The organism is Polaribacter sp. KT 15 (assembly GCF_900143115.1).
GTDB lineage: Bacteria > Bacteroidota > Bacteroidia > Flavobacteriales > Flavobacteriaceae > Polaribacter > Polaribacter marinaquae.
On record NZ_LT670850.1, the window covers coordinates 1,209,139 to 1,228,705 of the forward strand.

Consider the following 19,567-nt stretch of genomic DNA (forward strand, 5'->3'; position numbering starts at 1 on the left):
GAAATCGAAAACGATTCTATTAAAATTAACTAACTTTGTAATAATAAAAACAAACCATTATGAAACACATTTTAGTACCCATTGGATCTACAGAAAACGCACAAAAAACCTTACAATATGCTATTGATTTTGCTTCAGAAATTAATGCAAAAGTCTTTGTTTTTAGAGCGTACAGTGTGCAGTCTAAAGCAGGAACAATGAAAAATGTAGATGCAATTATAGAAAAAGAAACTAATTTGTATTTAAGAACTATGGTTAATATTTGCGATGTTAAAAATGTTGAAATTAAACTGATTTCTGCTAAAGGTAGCGTTGTAGATAGTGTTGAAGCTATAGATCAAGAATTGGGTATTGACCTAGTAATTGTTGGTACAAAAAGTAATTCTATAAAAGAAGGATTATTCTTAGGTAGAACCGCTGGTAGTTTGGTTAAAAAATCTAATTTGGCAATATTAGCTGTACCAGAAAATTATGAATACAAAACTGTTTCTAATATTTTAATGGCTTTTAAATCTGGTGTTGTAAAAAGTAAAACAGTTTTAAAGCCTTTAGAGTTTATTGTTAATAAATACAAAGCACAAGTAAACTTACTATTGGTTAAAACACCAAGTTATAAAGAAGAACACTTAGTGCTTCATAAAGATTTAGAAAACTTACAAAGCACATTAACTGTTACCGAAAATGCAACTACTTTTCAAGGTGTTTTAGAAAATATAAAAACACACAACCCAGATATGTTATGTGTTTTTAGAAGAAAAAGAGGTTTCTTTAAAAAATTATGGGAAAAGAACACTATTCTTAAAGAAGAGTTTTATTCTAACGTACCACTATTAGTTTTAATAGGTAAGTAAATTAATATCTTAAATCTGCAGGCTCTAAAAAATCTATTTTAGAGCTGTAGATTTCTTTAATATATATTTTAATCTCTTCGATAAATTCATCTAGTTTTTCTTGAGTGATTTTAGTTTCTGCCTTTCTTCTTGGCAATGCAAAATCTATTGGTAAAAAACCACTGTTAAGATTTTTAAAAGAATAAATACCTGCTTCTAAAGGTTCAGAAAAGTCATAATTTTTACCTTTAGTAAATAAATAAGTATACAATAAAACTTGTATCGCTTTTAAGTGCTTTTCATCTCTTAAATATTCAAATTCTGGCACTCTAAGATTACCACCGGTTACCATACCCGTTTTATAATCTATAATTCTTAACACTCCGTTTAACTCGTCTACTCTATCAACTTGACCATGTAATTTAACCTTAAAATCTAACCCTTCAATTTCTATTTCTGCTGCTAAGTTTTCTTCTGTAGCAATTATTTTAAGTTGATTCTTGTCGTCTTCTAACAATTCTTTTTCTTTCGTTAGAAAATTTGTTACAAATCGATTCGCAACTTCAAAAATCAATCTGTTTTTACCTTTTGTTAAATCTCCGTTTTTAAATTGAAGTTCAAAATGCTTTGTTACCAAATCTTTTGCTTCTTTTTGCATTTGTTTGATATTAGCCACAGATAAAAACTGGTTTACAAATGGTGTATACAACTCATCTAAAGTCTCATGAACAACGGTTCCTAAAGTATTAAAAGCTACAGTTTCTTCAACATCATCAAACTCTTTAATTTTTAAAACTTTTTGCTTGTAAAAAGAAATAGGATTGTACAAATAATTAGTTAAAGCAGATGGCGATATTCCTTTTTTTGCCAATTCTTTTAATCGAGCAAAAGTGGCTTCGGTTTTATGTACTTCTTTTAATTGTTGCTTGTTAGATATTACTTTTGGCGAGATATTTTTATGAATTACATCTTGTCGCATCATTTCTAACTGGGTAACAAACCTACTTTTTTCTCCACTTCCAAAAGCATCATGTTCTGTATTGTAAAGTATAAAAACATTTTTTGCTCTTTGCATCAATCTAAAAAAATGATATGAAAAAATAGCATCTTTTTCTCGATATGTTGGCAATCCGAAGTTTACTTTTACATCAAAAGGAATAAATGTATTTTGCTGTGAACTTGCTGGTAAAACACCTTCGTTTGTAGATGTTAAAATGATGTTTTCAAAATCTAAAACACGTGTTTCTAACATTCCCATAAGTTGTAAACCTCTTAGCGCTTCACCTTGAAAAGAAAGTGTTTCTGATGTTATTAATTGTCTAAAAAATAACATTAACGTTTTTAAATCTGTAAAATAATTGTAAGTGCTTTGTAATGTTTTTAACTGTGTAAAAGCGGTATAAAATCTAAATAAATATTCTTTTTCTAGATCTGTAACATCTTCTTTTAAAAGATCTATTACGTCTAAAATTCTATCTAAAAAATTTGCAACTGTTGTAAAACTGCTAAACAGTGATAAGAGAACTTTTTGTACATTTTCTCCGGATTTTTTTAAGAGCTGAACCAGCTTATCTTTATCTATAAAAATAAGATTTTCTTTACCAATTTCTTCAGTAAAATCATCTACTAAAGAAGCATTATTTTGTGATAATAACTTATAAATTGATTGATGTTTTAAAAACCGAACAACATCTTTATGGTAAAATTGATTCTCTGCTGTTTTTTGGAGTTTTTCTTGAGAAATAAACAATTGAAAAATAGAAAACAGCAAGCTAGTTGTTGGTATATCTTTTAAAGGATATCCCATAGTTATGTTTATAGCATTGATGTTTTTAGGCAAAGAATTTAACGTAATTGGTAACAATGTTTCGTCTGCTAAAATTAGTGCCGTATTCTTAAAGTCAGAAAATTTTTCTAAAATTTCCCCTGCATATTTAACTTGTGTTGTGTTTTTTGATGCACCAATTACTTGAATATTTTTTGGTTGAGATAATTTATTACTTAAGGTTTTTAATGAATTTTTCTCGTAAAACTTCCATTCCTTTTTATACTTTCTGATAAAGTTTCCTGCTTGATGATTCGAGTTAAAAAGTTGCTCATCTAAATCCCAAAAAATATCAGAATTGTTGGTTTCTAGTACTTTTTGAAATAAGAATTCTTCTGCTTTATTTAATGCATTAAATCCTATAAAAAAGTATTTTTTTTGCTGATTCTTCTCTAGATAAACATCGATATTATTACAAGCTTCTCTATACATTAAACCTTGGTAACCAATCTTTTTCTCTAATAAAAATTGATACAAAGGATTGTAAAAATTATTTAACTTTTCTAAAAAAGCATAATGATCTTTTATAAATTCTGTTTCTTTAAATGTACCTGTTACAGACCATTTTTTTAATCGCTGAATATCTCTTATGTACACAAAAATTTCTCTTGTGTTTACCAAGTGTTGATCTATTTCATTAAAATCTTGCAAAACCGTAAATGCCCAAGAAGAAAATGTGTCAAAAGAATCTGGTTTTTCTTCTAAACTCTTATAAATTGTATAAAAATGGAATAGCAATTGTATGCTATCTGCTTTGTCTATGCCAGAAACTTGTTGAATAAATTGCTCTATATTTAATGTTTCTGGTAAAAAACCAACAGATATTTTGTCTTTTAATGTTTGCTTTAAAAAAACTTTTGCTCTTTGTGATGGTAGTATAAACACCACATCTTCAAAAGATTTTGTAGTTTTTAAAATTGCGTCTAAAGTTTCAGAAATAAAAGATTGCATAGCTTTTTTTGAGATTCAATTGGTTTTCTAAATTACAAAAACTTACTTTTATAGCGAGTACAACTTTCTAATTAATTTCTATGAAAAATGAATTAAAAGTAACCGGAATTCAAGCAGATTTATATTGGGAAAATCCCACAAAAAACATAGCTTTCTTCGAAAACAAAATAAACAACTTAGATAAAGACACAGATCTTGTTGTTTTGCCAGAAATGTTTACTACTGGTTTTACAATGCAACCAAAAAACGTAGCCGAATCTATGGATGGACACTCGGTTTCTTGGATGCAAGAAATGGCAGAAAAACATCAAATTGCAATTTGCGGAAGCTTGGTTATTGCCGAAAACGATAAATTTTACAATCGCTTTGTTTTTGTGCATCCAAATAAAGAATTAGAAATCTATAATAAAAGGCATTCCTTTACTTTGGCCGGAGAAAATAAAGTGTACACTTCTGGCATAGAAAGAATAATTATCAATTACAAAGGATGGAAAATTTGTCCGTTAATTTGTTATGATTTACGCTTTCCTGTTTGGGCTAGAAACACAGACAATTACGACTTATTACTTTTTATGGCAAATTGGCCGGTAACTAGAATTAAAGCTTGGGAAACGCTTTTAAAAGCGCGTGCAATAGAAAACATGAGTTATGTTATCGGCGTTAATAGAACAGGCAAAGATGCTAGTAATTACGAATATTCTGGTAATTCTTTAATCGTAGATTTTTTAGGAGAAGAATTATCTAGTTTAAACAACAATGAGATTGGTATTATAACTTCTGTAATTACACTAGATAAACAAAATATAGTAAGAGATAAGTTAGGTTTTTTAAATGATAAAGATTCTTTTACAATAAATTAAAACTAAAAAAGCCACTAATATTAAATATCAATGGCTTCTTTTATATGTAGTGTTGCTTACAAAAATGCTTAGCCCTGATTGAAGTGACATCCTTTTTGTTTTTTCTACAAAAAGATATAACGGAAAGCAGGAAATAGCTTCTTAAAATTCTAAGCTGGTAACATCCATTTAAAGTTAAACTTTGTGTCTGGCACAACAATTCTTTCTGTAATTCTGTACATTCTGTCTGGCAATTTCATTAAATAATCTCTTGCCTTTTCTGCTTCTGGTGTTAGGTTTGTAATCTTATCTATTTCCCAGGCAGTGTTTAATTTCTTAATAATATCTACATAATCGAACCCTGTGTAAACACCAATTCTTTGCGCTACAGAAGAAAAATCATCAAATAAACTTCCTTTTGCACCAAAAGATTCTCTTAAATGCATTGCAGGCATTACAATTTTATATTTCATCATGTGTTGAAACGCCAACATCATTTCTGATGGATCTATTTTAAAGATTTCTTTTACAAACTCTGTATAAGCTTGGTGATGACGCATTTCATCTCCTGCAATAATTTTAGACATTTTAGCTAATGCTTTGTGCCCTTTTTTACGTGCAATTTTTGCTACGTTATTATGCGAAACGTAGGTTGCTAATTCTTGAAAACTTGTGTACACAAAGTTTTTGTAAGGATCTGTAGATGTACCTATATCAAAACCATCTGCAATTAAATGCTGTGTAGATATTTCTACTTCGCGCATGTTAACTCTACCAGATAAATACAAGTATTTATTTAACACATCTCCGTGTCTGTTTTCTTCTGCTGTCCAGGTTCTTACCCATTTTGCCCAACTATTATCTGGGTCTTGGCTAACACCATCTAGGTCTAACAACCAAGATTCGTAAGTTGGCAAAGCTTCTTCTGTAATAGTATCTCCAACTAAAACCACCCAAAAATCGTCGTGTAATTCTTTAGACAATTCTCTAATTTCTTCTACTTCTGTAATAAAAGAGTCTTTTTGTGAATTTGGAAGAAAATCTGTTGGCTGCCAAATTTTTTCTGCAGGAATTAAGTATTTCTCCATAAAGCGGTCCATACTTTTTTCTAGCGTTAGCATTACTTCTTTTCTAATATTATATATAGACATAAATTTCTATTTTATATGTTCTTTAATAACTGTTTCTGTTTTTTCTAATAGTTCTTCAAACGGTAAAGAGTCTATTTTTATTGGCTCGTGGGTTGTAATTGTTATAGGACTTCCTAAACCTAACGGAAATTTACCATATTTAAACACTTTCCAAGAATTATTGATAGTTAAAGGTACAACATAACCCTCTTTATTTACCTTTGTTATTACTTTTAATCCGTTGGAAGCAAATTTCTTAGGCTTTCCGTTTCTACTTCTTGTTCCTTCCGGAAAAATAATAGCACCCCAATTATTTTCTTTTATTCTTTTAGAAAAATTTATCAACTCGCTTATTGCTTGTTTTGGATCTTTTCTATTGATTAATGCCGCACCACCATTTCTTAAATTATAAGAAACACTTGGTATGCCTTTACCTAACTCTATTTTGGCTACAAACTTTGGATAATGTTTTCTAAAAAACCAACCTATTGGTGGAATATCGAAAGTAGATTGATGATTTGAAACAAATATAATTGTAGTATTTTCTGGTAATTTATATTCGTTTTTTAGCTTAACACTAACACCAAGTATTAGCATCGATTTAACCAAAAAGTAATTTAAAGCGTCTACTACTTTACTATGCGCGCTTTGCCCAAAAAGATGCAAACTTAACCATTGTAATGGATGGAAAATTAGCAAAAAAAGAAAAAATACAAATATAAAAATTGGTGATACTATATAACTAAGAATCTTCACGAGATGTGATTTAGGTTTTAAAATAAATGAACTTTACAAGAATGTTATTAGAACCAATTGCTCCAAGGAATTCTAGATAATATCAATAATAAACCAATTCCGTAAAAGATTACAAATGTTTTAAACTTTGCAGCATCTTCTGTTTTCTTTTTATGTTTAGACCAACCAATTGTTATAAATACAATTGCCAAGATCATTGTAATAGGATGTTCTACAGCTAATAAACGCGTTGCAGGTTCTTTCATTACCGCGCCAGCATCTGCTTTTAAGGCTTGAAACCAAGGCGACATAAAATACCATGCTAAACCTATTAATAATTGAATATGGGTTAAGATTAACGTAAATAAACCTATACGTAAATCTTTATCTGTAAATTGTTTTTTCTGAGTTAAACCGATAATTGCATTTGCTACAGCAAAAATTAAAATAGCCAATACAAGGTAAGCCCAATAAGAATGTATATCCTTTATCATAATATAAGTAGTTAGTTTTTTGTTGTTACAAAGTTACTAATTTTTATGCATAAAAAAACCACCTCAGTTGAGGTGGTTTTCTTAATTTATAAGATAAAATTGATTACTCTACAAATTTTACAAAATCTGTACCATCAAAAGTAACTTCTATAGTAGCGTTACCATTAGTACCATCATAAAAAGCATAAGTAACAATTACATTTTGATCTACTTCAATATCTGGAAAGTTGTTTTTTAAGATTGTATTAATCTTTTCTAAACGAACTTCTTCAGTTTCTTCATCTGCACCAGATCTAGTGTCAAAATTATTATATCTGTCATTACCAACTAATGCATAATCTGCAGATGTTAAAGTATATCTAATTGTGTTATCTGGAACCCAGTTAGAACCTTCATATGCAAACTGTGTTGTGTTCTCGATAACATTTGTGTATTGAGACCAAGCAGCACCGTCGTATATAAAGAATGCAACAAAGCTATAAACAGTTCTATCTGTTGTAGAACCATCTTCGTCGATGTCTTGAGTATCTGTTACGTATAACTTGTACATTACACCTTCAACATCTCCTGCTTCTTTACCTTCAAACTTTAATTTTTCACTTAAATAAACTGGTATTTTAGTTAAAGCTTCTTCTTCATTAGAAAATTGAGCTCTTCCTTCTCCCATTGCAGTGTATTCATCATCAGAGATACCTATAGACATTTCCCAAGTTCCATCATTATTGATAAAACCATTGTTACGAGTAGTTGTTGAACCATCATAATAGTCGTAAGTTAAATCTACTAATAATCTATCTGCTGCATCTGGATATTTAGCATCTAAAAAATCTGTAATTTGATCAGAACTAGAAAAGTTTGGAAATCTTAAACCTTGCGCAGTATAATCTGCAGCAGTAACAGTGTAAATAGTTAAACTTTTTTCATCCCTTTTTGGAGCATATAACTTATAAGTTATGTTTAATGCAGATCCTTCTCCTAAAGATGGGAATTTTGCACTTAAAAATCCTGGTAATTCTGCTTTAGCATCATCTTCTGAGCTAAAGTTACCAAAACTTAAACCTAACGTTGTATAATCTTCTTCTTGTAATGTATAATCGAAACCATCTACATTTGGTAATGCATCAATAACCTCGTTTACATCTTCTAATGGCGTACAGCTACTTAAAACTGTAAGCGCAACTGCGAATAAATAAATTATTTTTTTCATCTTGTGTTTTTTAGAAATTAATTTTTGCACCTACGCTAAAAGTTCTTCCTGCTCCGTAATATACACTTGCTGTTTGAGCATTAGAACCAGAACCATCTTGTGCGTCTGAAATATATACTGTATCGAATACGTTGTTAACTCTAGCAGTAATTGCTGTATCGAAGTTACCAAACTTAAATTTATGTCTTATTGAAGTATCAAATAAGCTATAGTTAGGTACTTTCCATGCATCAGGACCAACTTCTCCTCTAGAACTTGGGTCAAAATCTGCATATAAATCTCCATAGTAATTATAATCTACTGTAAAAGTAGTTTCTGGCGTTAATTTATAGTTTGTACCTAAAGCAAAAGTAGTTTGTGCAGCATCACCAACGTGTAAACCTTTAATAAGGATATCTACTTCATCAACCTTTGTGTTAGTTTCGTCAAAGATTTCAACATTTTCTACGTTACTATCCCATTTCCAGTCTCCTAAAGAAGCCATACCTGTAATAGTAAGTTTGTCTGATGGTCTATAGCTAAAATCTAACTCGATACCTTTATGTAATGCATTTACACCTAAAATGTTAGCAAATGCAATTGTACCATCTTGTAATTGGAAACGAGCAACCTCTGTTCTATCTTTCCAAGAAGTGTGGTATAAGTTTAAGTTACCAGAAAACTTAGCGCTTCTAAAAGTATAACCTAACTCGTAACTTGTAATTTTTTGGTTTTCTGCATCTTCGTTAACATCTACGTTGTTACGGTTTCCAAAAACTGAGTTAAAAAATGGTGCTTTTTCGAAATAACCTAAGTTTGTAAAAATACCATGGTTTTCATCTAAATTATAGTTAACACCACCTTTAATACCATATCCTAAGAAATCGTATTTATCTGAAGTTTGGTTTGGATCTGAATCTAAGTATAAGAAACGATCTACTCTTTGATAAGTTGTATTAGATACGTTTGCAGAAACAAATGCAGAAATAGCATCTTTAGAATACTCTAATTGAGCAAAACCACCTAACCAACCAACTTTACCGTCGTTGTCATAGAAAATTACATCTCCTACTTGTGCTTGGTTGTTTGGGTTATTTACATTAGCATCATCAGCTAAAAACTGACCTCCTAATAAGTCTGTTACTTCTGTATAGTGAATACCTGTATAATTTCTGTAATCTAAACCAGCTAATAAAGTAAACTCATCTGTTAAATCTGTTTTTAAAGTAGATAAAACACCGTACCAGTTATGGTCGTTTCTAGAAGCTCTTAAAGCAGAGATAGAACCATTTACACCGTTTGCTATGTTTTCGTCAACAATTTTATCGAAGTTGATAGTTCCTAATGGTCCGTCTCTATATTCAGAATTGTCGAAACCAAACTTGTTAGCTCCAGCAGTACCACCACCACCACCTGTACCAAAAGATACATAAGCTGCAGTAGAAATAAAAGTTTTATCAGAAAGTGTCCAGTAGTGATTTAAAGAAATCTGTGGCTTGTGATAAAAGTTATCTTCTGAGTTAGTTAACTGACCGTTTTTATAACCCCAATCTGAGTTATATTTTCTACCTCTTTCACTATCTCTAAAAGTTTTGATTAGGTGTCTGTTTTGTCTTTGACCATGTCTTTGTAATGCACCAAATGCAGTAAAAGATAATTTATGCTCGTCGTTTAACTCTTTAGAAACATTTAAAAAGTAGTTAAAACCTGTAAAAGGAGTTCCGTCTACATAACCTCTACCAGAAGTTTGTGCAGCAGAAACTGTTACAGCAACATCATTATCCATTAAACCTGTAGAATAAGTAAGACCGTATTTAGTATAACCATCGTTACCTAAAGTGTAACCAAAGTTACCACCTTCTTCGATATCTGTAGTTTTAGAGATAATGTTAATTGTACCACCAATTGCAGGTACAGCAACTTTAGAAGCTCCTAAACCTCTTTGAACTTGCATTGCAGAAGTAACATCTCCTAAACCAGCCCAGTTAGACCAATATACTCTACCGTTTTCCATATCGTTAACAGGTACCCCGTTAATCATTACAGCAACGTTTTCAGAATTAAATCCACGTAAATTAATTCTACCGTCTCCGTATCCACCACCTGCTTTAGTAGCGTATACACCAGGAGTAGATTTTAAAATCTCTGGAAATTCTTGAGTTCCTAATTTTAATTCAATTTCACTCGCTTTAATTGTAGAAACAGCAACAGGTGTTTTTCTATCAATTGCAAATGAGTTAGATACTACAACTATTTCATCTAATGAACCAGCATCTTCCATTAACATTACTGTTAATTTGTTGTTTGAAGAAGAATAAGCAGCTTCTTTAGATTTGTATCCAATAAAAGACACTACTAAAACACCAGAGTTAGATTTAGATTGTAAAGTAAATTTACCATTAAAATCTGTTGATGTTCCGTTTGTTGTTCCTTTTACAAGAACACTTGCTCCTGGCAATGGTTGATTTGTTTCATCGACAATTGTACCAGTAATTTTAGTTTGCCCTAAAACTGTAGCTGTTATAAAAAACAGTGCTACAAATAATAAGTTTTTAAAATTTTTCATTGTATAATTTTATGTTATTAAATGTTTTGCAAAACTCTTGCTTTTACAGAGTTCTAAAGTTAACTTAATGTTAAGTTTAACAAAGAATTAAGATTTTTAAATATATGCAAAAAAAACCTTACTCCATAATAATCAAACATTTAAATAAAAAAAATACTATTAACTAATTATAAATAATTAATTAATAGTATAAAAAATTGGTATTATTAGTCTTAATTTAATGCTTATTCAATAATTTTTTAGCCAACTCTTTTCCTAGCTCTACACCAAATTGATCGTAGCTATAAATGTTCCAAATTATACCTTGTGTATAAATTTTATGCTCATATAAAGCTATCAATTTACCTAAAGACTTTGGTGTTAGTTTATCAAATAAAATGGCATTACTTGGTCTATTACCTTCAAATACTTTAAAAGGTAATAATTGTGCTATTTTATCTTTATCACCAGAAAACTTTAATTCTAAATGAACTTCTTCTTTTGTTTTACCAAATGCTAAGGCTTCTATTTGACCATAAAAGTTTGCCATTAATTTTTTATGATGATCTGTTAACCCGTGTAAAGATTCTTTATAACCAATAAAATCAGCAGGAATTAACTTAGTACCTTGATGTACCAACTGCATAAATGCATGTTGCATATTTGTACCTGTACTTCCCCAAACAATTGTACCGGTTTGGTAATCTATTTTGTCTCCGTTTCTATCTACACCTTTACCATTACTCTCCATAATAGCTTGTTGTAAATAATCTGGCAGCTTTTTTAAATACTGTGTGTAAGGTAAAACAGCTTCGGTTTCTGCATTGTAAAAATTATTATACCAAATACTTAACAATGCTAAAATTACTGGGATGTTATTTTCAAACTCTGTGTTTCTAAAGTGCAAATCCATTTCTTCTGCACCATCTAATAAGGCTCTATAATTATCGAAACCTACAGATAAACTGATAGACAAACCAACAGCAGACCAAAGTGAAAAACGCCCACCAACCCAATTCCACATAGGAAAAACGTTTGCTTTATCTATACCAAAACTATCAACTGCTTCTAAATTTGTAGAAACAGCAACAAAATGCTTTGGTATATCGAAAATTGTTGCCGATTTTAAAAACCAGTTTTTAAGTGTTTCTGCATTTGTTATGGTTTCTTGTGTTGTAAATGTTTTAGAAACGATTACAAATAAAGTAGTTTCTGGATTTAATTTCTTAATAATTTCTGAAACATGATCACCATCAACATTAGAAACAAAATGTGTTGTTAATTGATTTTTATAATACTGTAGCGATTCTACAACCATGTCTGGCCCAAGATCTGACCCACCAATACCAATATTTACAACATCTGTTATAGATTTACCTGTGTAACCTTTCCATTTACCAGAAATTACTTTATTACTAAAACTTCTAATTTTACGTAATGCAGTTTGAATTTGTGGCTTAATATTTTTACCATTTACTAAAACAGCTTCATCAGAATTACTTCTTAAAGCAGTATGTAAAACTTCTCTACCTTCTGTCGCATTTATTACTTCTCCAGAAAACTGCTTTTCTATAGCATCTTTTAAGTCTACTTCTTTTACCAACTCAACTAATAAAGAAAGTGTTTCTTCTGTAATTCTATTTTTAGAAAAATCTACGGATAAATCTCCTAATTCTAAAGAAAAATTATCTTTTCTATTTGTGTCTTTGCACAAATCTTTAATACTAATGTCTTTGTTATCATTAAAGTGGTTTGTAAGTTTTTCCCAAGCTTGAGTTTTGGTTGGATTGATGTTTTTTAAAGCCATTTTATTAATTTTGTGCTACTATTTCTTTTGTTATTGTAGGTTCTTCTATTACTGGTATATTGTTGTCTAATTGATTTTTTAAAAGATACATATGTTTAAAAAACCTAGGTTTTAGACTATCTTTTAAAGGTTCTGCTTCTGGTAATTTTGTTTTTGGACTTAATGGATCTACTTGCCTTCCGTTTTTCCAGAAACGATAACAAACATGTGGTCCACCGCTGTTACCTGTCATACCAACTAAACCAATTACATCTCCTTGTTTTACATAATCTCCTTTTTTAACTTTTCGAGTTTTCATATGTAAATATTGTGTAGAATAGGTGCTATTGTGCTTAATTTTCACAAACTTACCATTACCACCTCTTCTGGTAGATTCTACAACAGTACCACTTGCGGTAGCAATTATTGGCGTACCAATTCTTGCCGCAAAATCTGTTCCTTTATGTGGTTTTACTTTATTACCGTAATATGCAATTCTTCTATTTAAATTATATCTAGAAGAAATTCTATATTGAAATTTAATAGGACTTTTTAAGAACTGACTTCTTAACATATTTCCTTTTTCATCATAATATTCTTCTATCCCTTTTATAGAATCTGCTAAGAATCGAAATGCATATAAATCTTGATCTTTGTGTTTAAAAACTGCCGACTTAATCCTACCATAACCTGCAAACAGACTATCGTTTATAAATTTTTCTTCGAAAACAAGTTTAAAAGAATCTCCTTTTTGTAGTTTGTAGAAATCTAAGGTCCAAGCATAAATATCTGCTACAGCATAGGTTAAATTTGGTGATAAATGCAAACTATCCATAGCATTAGAAAGATTCGAATAAATTTTTCCTTCGACTACTTTTTCTACGGTTTTTATAGGTTGCAAATAAGTATAAGCTTCTGTTATAGAATCTTTAAAATCTACAACTGTTGCTTTAATTTTATCATTTTTATATATAAATACTTTTGCTTGTTCTAAAGAGTCTTTGCTAGATAAAATCATGTATGGTTTACCGGCTCTTACTTTTCTTACATCGAAAACATCTTTTATAGAACCTGCAATACTGTTTATTTTCGGGTAACTAACATGATGTCTATCTAATATAGCTCCAAAACTTTCTCCTGATTTAATCGTATCTAAAACAACCTTGTAATCATCTACCTTAAAACCATATTTGTATACAGGTTTTGGTGCTGGTTTTTTTACAGGTTCTTTAATTTTTTCTTCACTTTTACAAGCAAACAAAATAATAGTAGTTAGGAGGATGTAGAATACTTTTTTCAAAAAATTGGGAGCTATTAAATTTAACACCCAAAAGTACAAATAAAATTGATTTATTTTAAATCTTAAACCGGAAGTTCCTAAAACGGTTTCGTTAAAGTTTTAATAAATTAAATAAAATCTATTTAACTCTTTTTAAAATCGTTAGCTAAACCTTTGTAAGCTTCTAGCTCTGCTCTTAAAGAACCCACAGATAAATCTGCTTTCATTTTAATTGGTATTTTATTTAAATCATCAGTAATCCAGATTGTTACACTTTCTTGCGCTTTAAAAACTCTACCAGATTGCACTAACGGCCTAAATATTAAAGAATTAATTTTACCAAACTTAGTTTTTAAAACTTCTCTACCTAAAAAACGGAGCTTAAATGGATAAATTTGAGAATCCATAAACATATCTATTGCTATTTCATCTCCTTTTTCCATGTGTTTTACATCTTGATTTCTTAAATAATAAAAAGATGAAAGCATGTCTTGTACATTAGAAAATGCGACTGTTGTATCTTTTTGATTTTCAAAATCTTGAACATAGGCTTTGTTAGTATTGTAATCAAAATTAGTAATTCTATGCTTTTTATAACCACCTTCGTCAATCTTTCTCTTAAAAACATAAGGTTTTACATCGTTTTTATCAAAATAACTTTCGTAAACATCATCTACTTTAAAAAACCATTTTATCATTCCAGAAGTCCAACCAGATCCTTTTGTATGGTATACTTTTTTACCATTTAAATCTTTTTCATCTACCTCTAAAATTGCAGTTCCTGCTCTTAAAAAACCACTATAACTCATCTTATAGCGTAACCATTCTCCGCTTTTAAATGCTTCTTTTTCTTCTTGAGAAAAAGTAGTAGTTGTTATTATTACAGTAAGTATTAGTAAGATATATTTTTTCATAGTTCTCAAACTTATAAAAAACTAATGACAATTACTGTTCCAAAAAAGAAAAAAGTGATTTACTAATAATTTGTAAATCACTTTTTAACGTTTTCTTTAAATGCTAACTTTTAAGAGAATCGTAACATTGTTATCTAAAATGTTCCCCAATTCTTTAACTCTTCTTCGCTCCATAAATACGGATAAAAAATTCTTCTTTGATACTTTGGATGCATGTATTTACGCCAACTACTTCCGCCAGTTGCCTCTAAATCTTTTTCTTTTCCGCCTAAATATTTCCCAGCAGCGTTATAATGTGCCATTACCCATTTTACATTTACGGTATAATCGTAATGCCTCATTGCCTTTATTAGACTTGGGTTCTGCTGCACATCTTTTGGTAATTCTTTAAATTTTCGAGATAAATTTATATCGTTATAATCTTCCATGAAATCTATAAACTCACCTAAATATTTCTTTTCGAATAAGTTTAATAATGTAGATTTTTGACCTGTTGTGTAGTTTTTACCTGCTGCTTGCCAATACAAATGATTGTATGCATTTTTAAAAGAAGAATTTCTATCAATAGAATCTCTATATCTTGCGTCTATTAGGTTGATCAATTCTGTAGATGCAAATTCTATTTTACGATATTGTGCCGATTGAAAACCACTTGCAGGTGTTAATGTATTTCTAAATTTTAAATATTGTTCTTTCTCCATACCTTCTGCCATTACAGAAAAAGAATTGCAAAGCATATCAAAATACCTACTAATTCTATTTAAATGCATCGAAAACTTATCTGCAGTAACTTCTATAGCTTTGGATACTTGCGCAATCTCCCACAAAATCATTTTAAAAAGCAACTCGTTTACTTGATGATACATGATAAAAACCATTTCATCTGGTTGCGTTGTTCTTGGTGTTTGCAAACCTAAAAGTGCATCTGTCTGAATATAATCCCAATACGTAATTGGCGTACTATGCAACAAACCTTCTAACATTGCATCTACAGGAACACCTAATTTATCGTATTTTTCTTCTATTGCTTTAAGTATTTCTTCTCTGTTCATAATTTAAGAATCAAGATATAAGAACAAAGAAACAAGACTTTTTTTTGAAAATCTAATTTATTTGCCAAATAAAAAACCAAGAGTAAAATGATAATCATCTTACTCTTGGTTGTAATAATACTTTACAATAAAAACTTTACTTATAAAGTTCCTCTTTTTGCTTGTTCTCTTTCTATAGACTCAAACAACGCCTTAAAGTTTCCTGCTCCAAAACCTTTTGCTCCCATTCTTTGAATGATTTCAAAAAATAAGGTTGGCCTATCTTCTACTGGTTTTGTAAAAATTTGTAATAAATAACCTTCTTCATCCGCATCAATCATAATACCTAAACCTTTAAGTTTTTCGATATCTTCTTTTAACTCGTGGCTAAACTCTTCTAAACGACCAGGAACAGATTTATAATATTCATCTGGTGGCGTAGATAAAAACTCTACTCCGTTTGCTCTTAATTGCGATACTGTTTTTAAAATATCATCTGTTGCAACCGCGATATGTTGTACACCTGCACCTTCATAAAAATCTAGATACTCTTCTATTTGAGAACGTTTTTTACCTTCTGCTGGTTCGTTTATAGGAAATTTGATTCGTCCATTTCCGTTAGACATAACTTTACTCATTAATGCAGAATATTCTGTATGTATTTGCTTATCATCAAAAGATAAAAAGTTTTCGAATCCCATAACGTCTTCGTACCATTTCACCCAAACATCCATTTGATTCCAACCAACATTACCAACCATATGATCGATATACTTTAAACCCGCAGTTGGCGGATTGTAGTCTGATTCCCATTTTTGAAAGCCTGGTAAAAATGCGCCGTTGTAATTTTTACGTTCTACAAACATATGAACAGTTTCACCATAAGTATAAATTCCGGCTCTTACAACTTCACCGTGTTCATCTTTTTCTACGGTTGGTTCCATATAAGATTTTGCACCTCTAGATGTTGTTTCTTCGTAAGCTTTTCTGGCATCTTCAACCCAAAGTGCAACAACTTTAACTCCGTCACCATGTTTTACAATATGGTCGTTAATTGGCGATTTGCTATTTAACGGCGTTGTTAGCATCAACTTTATTTTGTCTTGTGTAAGTACATAAGATACAGAATCTGTAGATCCGGTTTCTAAACCTTTGTATGCATGCGATTGAAAACCGAAAGCTGTTTTGTAAAAATGTGCTGCTTGTTTTGCGTTACCTACGTAAAACTCTACGTAATCTGTTCCTAAAAGTGGAAGGAAATCTTGTGCTCCTTCAAATATTTTTTCTAAACCGTAGTTTACTGATTTTATTTCTTTTGCCATCTTGAGATGATTTTAGTGTTTTGTTTGTGCTAATAATTAGCAAAAATGTTTAGCCCTGATTGCAGCGGCATCCTTTTTTATTTTTCTTAAAAAAGATATAGCGGAAAGCAGGAAATAGCTTCTAATGTTTATTTTCTTCTAACCACGATTTGTAATAATCTTCATCGGCAATTTTCATGGCTTCTTCTGTAACCATTAAAGGTTTAAAAGTGTCTACCATAACTGCCAATTCTTCGGTTTTTGTTTTTCCGATACTTTTTTCTGTTGTTCCGGGGTGTGGTCCGTGCGGAATACCTGCTGGATGCAATGAAATATGACCTTGATCTATATCGTTTCTACTCATAAAATCGCCATCTACATAATACAGAACTTCGTCAGAATCTATATTACTATGGTTGTATGGCGCAGGTATTGAATTTGGATGATAATCATACAAACGCGGCACAAAACTGCAAATTACAAATGCATTTGTTTCAAAAGTTTGATGTACTGGTGGCGGTTGATGAATACGACCTGTTATTGGTTCGAAATCGTGAATAGAAAATGCGTATGGAAAATTATATCCATCGTAACCCACAACATCAAAAGGATGAGATGCGTATACCATTTCTATAATTTCGCCTTGTTTTTTTACTTTGATTAAAAAATCTCCTAATTCGTTATTTGTTTCTAACTCGTAAGGTCTTCTCAAATCTCGCTCGCAAAAAGGAGAATGTTCTAACAACTGACCAAACCAATTTCGGTAACGTTTTGGTGTATAAACGGGCGAGTAAGATTCTACAATAAACAAACGATTGTTTTCATCATCGAAATCTAATTTATAAATAACGCCACGTGGTATTACTAAATAATCGCCGTATTTAAAATCTAGATTTCCAAGATGTGTTCTTAATTTCCCGGTTCCTTTATGGATAAAAATAACCTCATCTGCATCTGTATTTTTGTAAAAATATTCTGTAGTAGATTGTTTTGGTGCAGATAAAATTATATTACAATCTGAGTTTGTTAAAACTACTTTTCTACTTTCTAAATAATCATTTTCTGGCTGAACTTGAAATCCGCGAAAGCGATAAGATTGAATATTGTTTTCTTTTGCAATTTTAGGTTTTACAGAATATTGCTTGCGTATTTCTTTGACCATTGTTGGTCTATGTTCATGATAACTATTAGTAGACATTCCGTCGAAACCAATGGTACCAAACAATTGTTCGTAGTACAAACTACCGTCTTCTTTACGAAACTGTGTGTGTCTTTTTGGAGGGATTTCTCCTAATTTATGATAAAAAGGCATGTTTTTCTTAAAATTTAAATTAATAAAATTGATTAAAATAAAGATTTAAGAATAGTTATTCTGGATTGCGTTTGATAAGAAATTTTAAGTGTGATAGTAAATCTGAATACATTTCAATCGATTTAGTGAACTACACAAATATACAAAAAGCAAAGGAGATTTTAAGTAATTATACAATAGTCTAAAAATCTATTTATAATAATACTTAAAATCTCCTTATTTTATTAAAAAAGTAGCTTACTTTTTTATTCTATCTTTTTTACGACTGCTTTTGGCGCTTCTTTTCTTGTACCGTCGAAACCATCAATTCCTCCTACAGTTGTGTACTTCATCACATATTTTTTATCAGGAAAAATTCTTTTGTAAGCGCTTTGGCACATTAAAGTTGCTTCGTGAAAACCACAAAGTATTAACTTTAACTTACCAGGATATGTATTTACATCTCCAATGGCATAAATACCTGGTATATTTGTTTGATAATCTAACGCATTGTTAACTTTAATTGCATTTTTTTCGATTTCTAAGCCCCAATTTGCAATTGGACCTAGCTTTGGAGACAACCCAAATAAAGGAATAAAATGATCTGTTTCTATAGTAAAAGGTTCTTCGCCTTTTTTAACAACAGAAACACCTTCTACTTTATCTGTACCAATAATACCTTTAACTTCTGCTGGTGTTATAAGTGTAATTTTACCAGCGTCTTTTAATTCTTGTACTTTGTCTACAGAATCTAAGGCGCCTCTGAATTCGTTTCTTCTATGTATTAAAGTTACAGAAGATGCAACATCTGTTAAGAAAATAGACCAATCTAGCGCAGAATCTCCACCACCAGAAATTACTACTTTTTTATCTCTGTAAAACTCTGGATCTCTAATAATATACTCAACACCTTTGTCTTCAAAATCTTTAATGTTAGGAATCGGTGGCTTTCTTGGCTCAAAAGAACCTAAACCACCCGCAATTGCAACTACTTTTGCATGGTGTTTTGTCCCTTTATTTGTGGTAACAATAAAAGTACCATCTTCTTGTTTTTCTACAGTATCTGCTCTTTCACCTAACGTAAAACCTGGCTCAAATTGTTTTATTTGCTCCATTAACCTTTCGGTTAAATCTCCTGCTAAAATTTCTGGATAAGCAGGTATGTCATAAATAGGTTTCTTCGGATAAATTTCTGAACATTGCCCACCAGGTTGTGGCAAAGCATCTATTAAATGACAACGCAATTTTAACAAACCTGCTTCAAAAACGGTAAACAAACCTGTTGGTCCTGCGCCTATTATTAAAATATCTGTAGTAATCATTCTTTATTATGTTTTAAAACCTCACAAAGTTTTATTCTTGTGAGGCTTCTATTTTTATTGTTTGCGTTAGGGATTGTTGCATTTGTTTGAGCTCTTTTTTACTTTTTC

At 30.6% G+C, this 19,567-nt stretch carries 15 protein-coding genes; 2 read left to right on the forward strand and 13 right to left on the reverse strand.

Annotation, left to right across the window (positions count from 1 at the left end):
• Positions 1-59 precede the first annotated feature (59 nt).
• Complete coding sequence (locus tag B5464_RS05590; protein ID WP_079737555.1) at positions 60-851, forward strand: universal stress protein; 792 nt, start codon at positions 60-62, stop codon at positions 849-851.
• 1 nt (position 852) lies between these two features.
• Here B5464_RS05590 and B5464_RS05595 read toward each other — a convergent pair whose 3' ends face one another.
• Positions 853-3,606: a PD-(D/E)XK nuclease family protein gene (locus tag B5464_RS05595; RefSeq protein WP_079737556.1), complete on the reverse strand. Its 2,754-nt coding sequence runs from the start codon at positions 3,604-3,606 to the stop codon at positions 853-855.
• An 80-nt stretch (positions 3,607-3,686) separates the two neighbouring features.
• On the opposite strand from B5464_RS05595, the gene B5464_RS05600 reads away from it, so the two are divergent.
• The gene (locus tag B5464_RS05600; RefSeq protein ID WP_079737557.1) at positions 3,687-4,466 is read left to right on the forward strand and encodes an amidohydrolase; all 780 of its coding nucleotides are present in this window, start codon (positions 3,687-3,689) and stop codon (positions 4,464-4,466) included.
• A gap of 149 nt (positions 4,467-4,615) precedes the next feature.
• Here the strand turns inward: B5464_RS05600 and B5464_RS05605 are convergent, their stop codons facing one another.
• The 12 genes from B5464_RS05605 to B5464_RS05660 form a co-directional block, all read right to left on the reverse strand.
• Entirely contained in the window at positions 4,616-5,596 is a 981-nt protein-coding gene (locus B5464_RS05605; RefSeq protein ID WP_077810417.1) for an acyl-ACP desaturase, read from the reverse strand.
• A 6-nt stretch (positions 5,597-5,602) separates the two neighbouring features.
• The gene (locus B5464_RS05610; protein ID WP_079737558.1) at positions 5,603-6,331 is read right to left on the reverse strand and encodes a 1-acyl-sn-glycerol-3-phosphate acyltransferase; all 729 of its coding nucleotides are present in this window, start codon (positions 6,329-6,331) and stop codon (positions 5,603-5,605) included.
• A 47-nt stretch (positions 6,332-6,378) separates the two neighbouring features.
• Positions 6,379-6,801 carry a hypothetical protein gene (locus B5464_RS05615; protein ID WP_079738978.1) on the reverse strand — a complete coding sequence of 141 codons (423 nt, stop codon included), beginning with the start codon at positions 6,799-6,801 and terminating at the stop codon, positions 6,379-6,381.
• A 106-nt stretch (positions 6,802-6,907) separates the two neighbouring features.
• Positions 6,908-8,011 (reverse strand): hypothetical protein, encoded by a 1,104-nt coding sequence (locus B5464_RS05620; RefSeq protein ID WP_154066938.1) that lies wholly within the window; start codon positions 8,009-8,011, stop codon positions 6,908-6,910.
• 10 nt (positions 8,012-8,021) lie between these two features.
• Positions 8,022-10,556, reverse strand: coding sequence for a TonB-dependent receptor (locus tag B5464_RS05625; protein WP_079737560.1), 2,535 nt, complete (start codon positions 10,554-10,556; stop codon positions 8,022-8,024).
• A gap of 217 nt (positions 10,557-10,773) precedes the next feature.
• Positions 10,774-12,342, reverse strand: coding sequence for a glucose-6-phosphate isomerase (gene pgi, locus B5464_RS05630; protein WP_079737561.1), 1,569 nt, complete (start codon positions 12,340-12,342; stop codon positions 10,774-10,776).
• A 4-nt stretch (positions 12,343-12,346) separates the two neighbouring features.
• Positions 12,347-13,621: a peptidoglycan DD-metalloendopeptidase family protein gene (locus tag B5464_RS05635; RefSeq protein WP_079737562.1), complete on the reverse strand. Its 1,275-nt coding sequence runs from the start codon at positions 13,619-13,621 to the stop codon at positions 12,347-12,349.
• Positions 13,622-13,743: 122 nt separating this feature from the next.
• A complete protein-coding gene (locus B5464_RS05640) occupies positions 13,744-14,514 on the reverse strand; it encodes a DUF3108 domain-containing protein (RefSeq protein ID WP_079737563.1) in 771 nt (256 codons plus the stop codon).
• Between the two features lie 134 nt (positions 14,515-14,648).
• On the reverse strand, positions 14,649-15,566 hold the full coding sequence (locus B5464_RS05645; protein WP_079737564.1) for a tryptophan 2,3-dioxygenase family protein: 918 nt from the start codon (positions 15,564-15,566) through the stop codon (positions 14,649-14,651).
• Between the two features lie 140 nt (positions 15,567-15,706).
• Positions 15,707-16,867, reverse strand: coding sequence for a 4-hydroxyphenylpyruvate dioxygenase (gene hppD / locus B5464_RS05650; RefSeq protein ID WP_079737565.1), 1,161 nt, complete (start codon positions 16,865-16,867; stop codon positions 15,707-15,709).
• 121 nt (positions 16,868-16,988) lie between these two features.
• Positions 16,989-18,158 (reverse strand): homogentisate 1,2-dioxygenase, encoded by a 1,170-nt coding sequence (locus B5464_RS05655; RefSeq protein ID WP_079737566.1) that lies wholly within the window; start codon positions 18,156-18,158, stop codon positions 16,989-16,991.
• 245 nt (positions 18,159-18,403) lie between these two features.
• Positions 18,404-19,459 (reverse strand): NAD(P)/FAD-dependent oxidoreductase, encoded by a 1,056-nt coding sequence (locus B5464_RS05660; RefSeq protein WP_079737567.1) that lies wholly within the window; start codon positions 19,457-19,459, stop codon positions 18,404-18,406.
• Positions 19,460-19,567: the final 108 nt, after the last annotated feature.

Bases quoted from the DNA above. Each gene is read 5' to 3' on its own strand.
- B5464_RS05590 (WP_079737555.1), top strand. From the start codon at position 60: ATGAAACACATTTTAGTACCCATTGGATCTACAGAAAACGCACAAAAA.
- B5464_RS05595 (WP_079737556.1), bottom strand. From the start codon at position 3,606: ATGCAATCTTTTATTTCTGAAACTTTAGACGCAATTTTAAAAACTACA.
- B5464_RS05600 (WP_079737557.1), top strand. From the start codon at position 3,687: ATGAAAAATGAATTAAAAGTAACCGGAATTCAAGCAGATTTATATTGG.
- B5464_RS05605 (WP_077810417.1), bottom strand. From the start codon at position 5,596: ATGTCTATATATAATATTAGAAAAGAAGTAATGCTAACGCTAGAAAAA.
- B5464_RS05620 (WP_154066938.1), bottom strand. From the start codon at position 8,011: ATGAAAAAAATAATTTATTTATTCGCAGTTGCGCTTACAGTTTTAAGT.
- B5464_RS05625 (WP_079737560.1), bottom strand. From the start codon at position 10,556: ATGAAAAATTTTAAAAACTTATTATTTGTAGCACTGTTTTTTATAACA.
- pgi (WP_079737561.1), bottom strand. From the start codon at position 12,342: ATGGCTTTAAAAAACATCAATCCAACCAAAACTCAAGCTTGGGAAAAA.
- B5464_RS05640 (WP_079737563.1), bottom strand. From the start codon at position 14,514: ATGAAAAAATATATCTTACTAATACTTACTGTAATAATAACAACTACT.
- B5464_RS05645 (WP_079737564.1), bottom strand. From the start codon at position 15,566: ATGAACAGAGAAGAAATACTTAAAGCAATAGAAGAAAAATACGATAAA.
- hppD (WP_079737565.1), bottom strand. From the start codon at position 16,867: ATGGCAAAAGAAATAAAATCAGTAAACTACGGTTTAGAAAAAATATTT.
- B5464_RS05655 (WP_079737566.1), bottom strand. From the start codon at position 18,158: ATGCCTTTTTATCATAAATTAGGAGAAATCCCTCCAAAAAGACACACA.
- B5464_RS05660 (WP_079737567.1), bottom strand. From the start codon at position 19,459: ATGATTACTACAGATATTTTAATAATAGGCGCAGGACCAACAGGTTTG.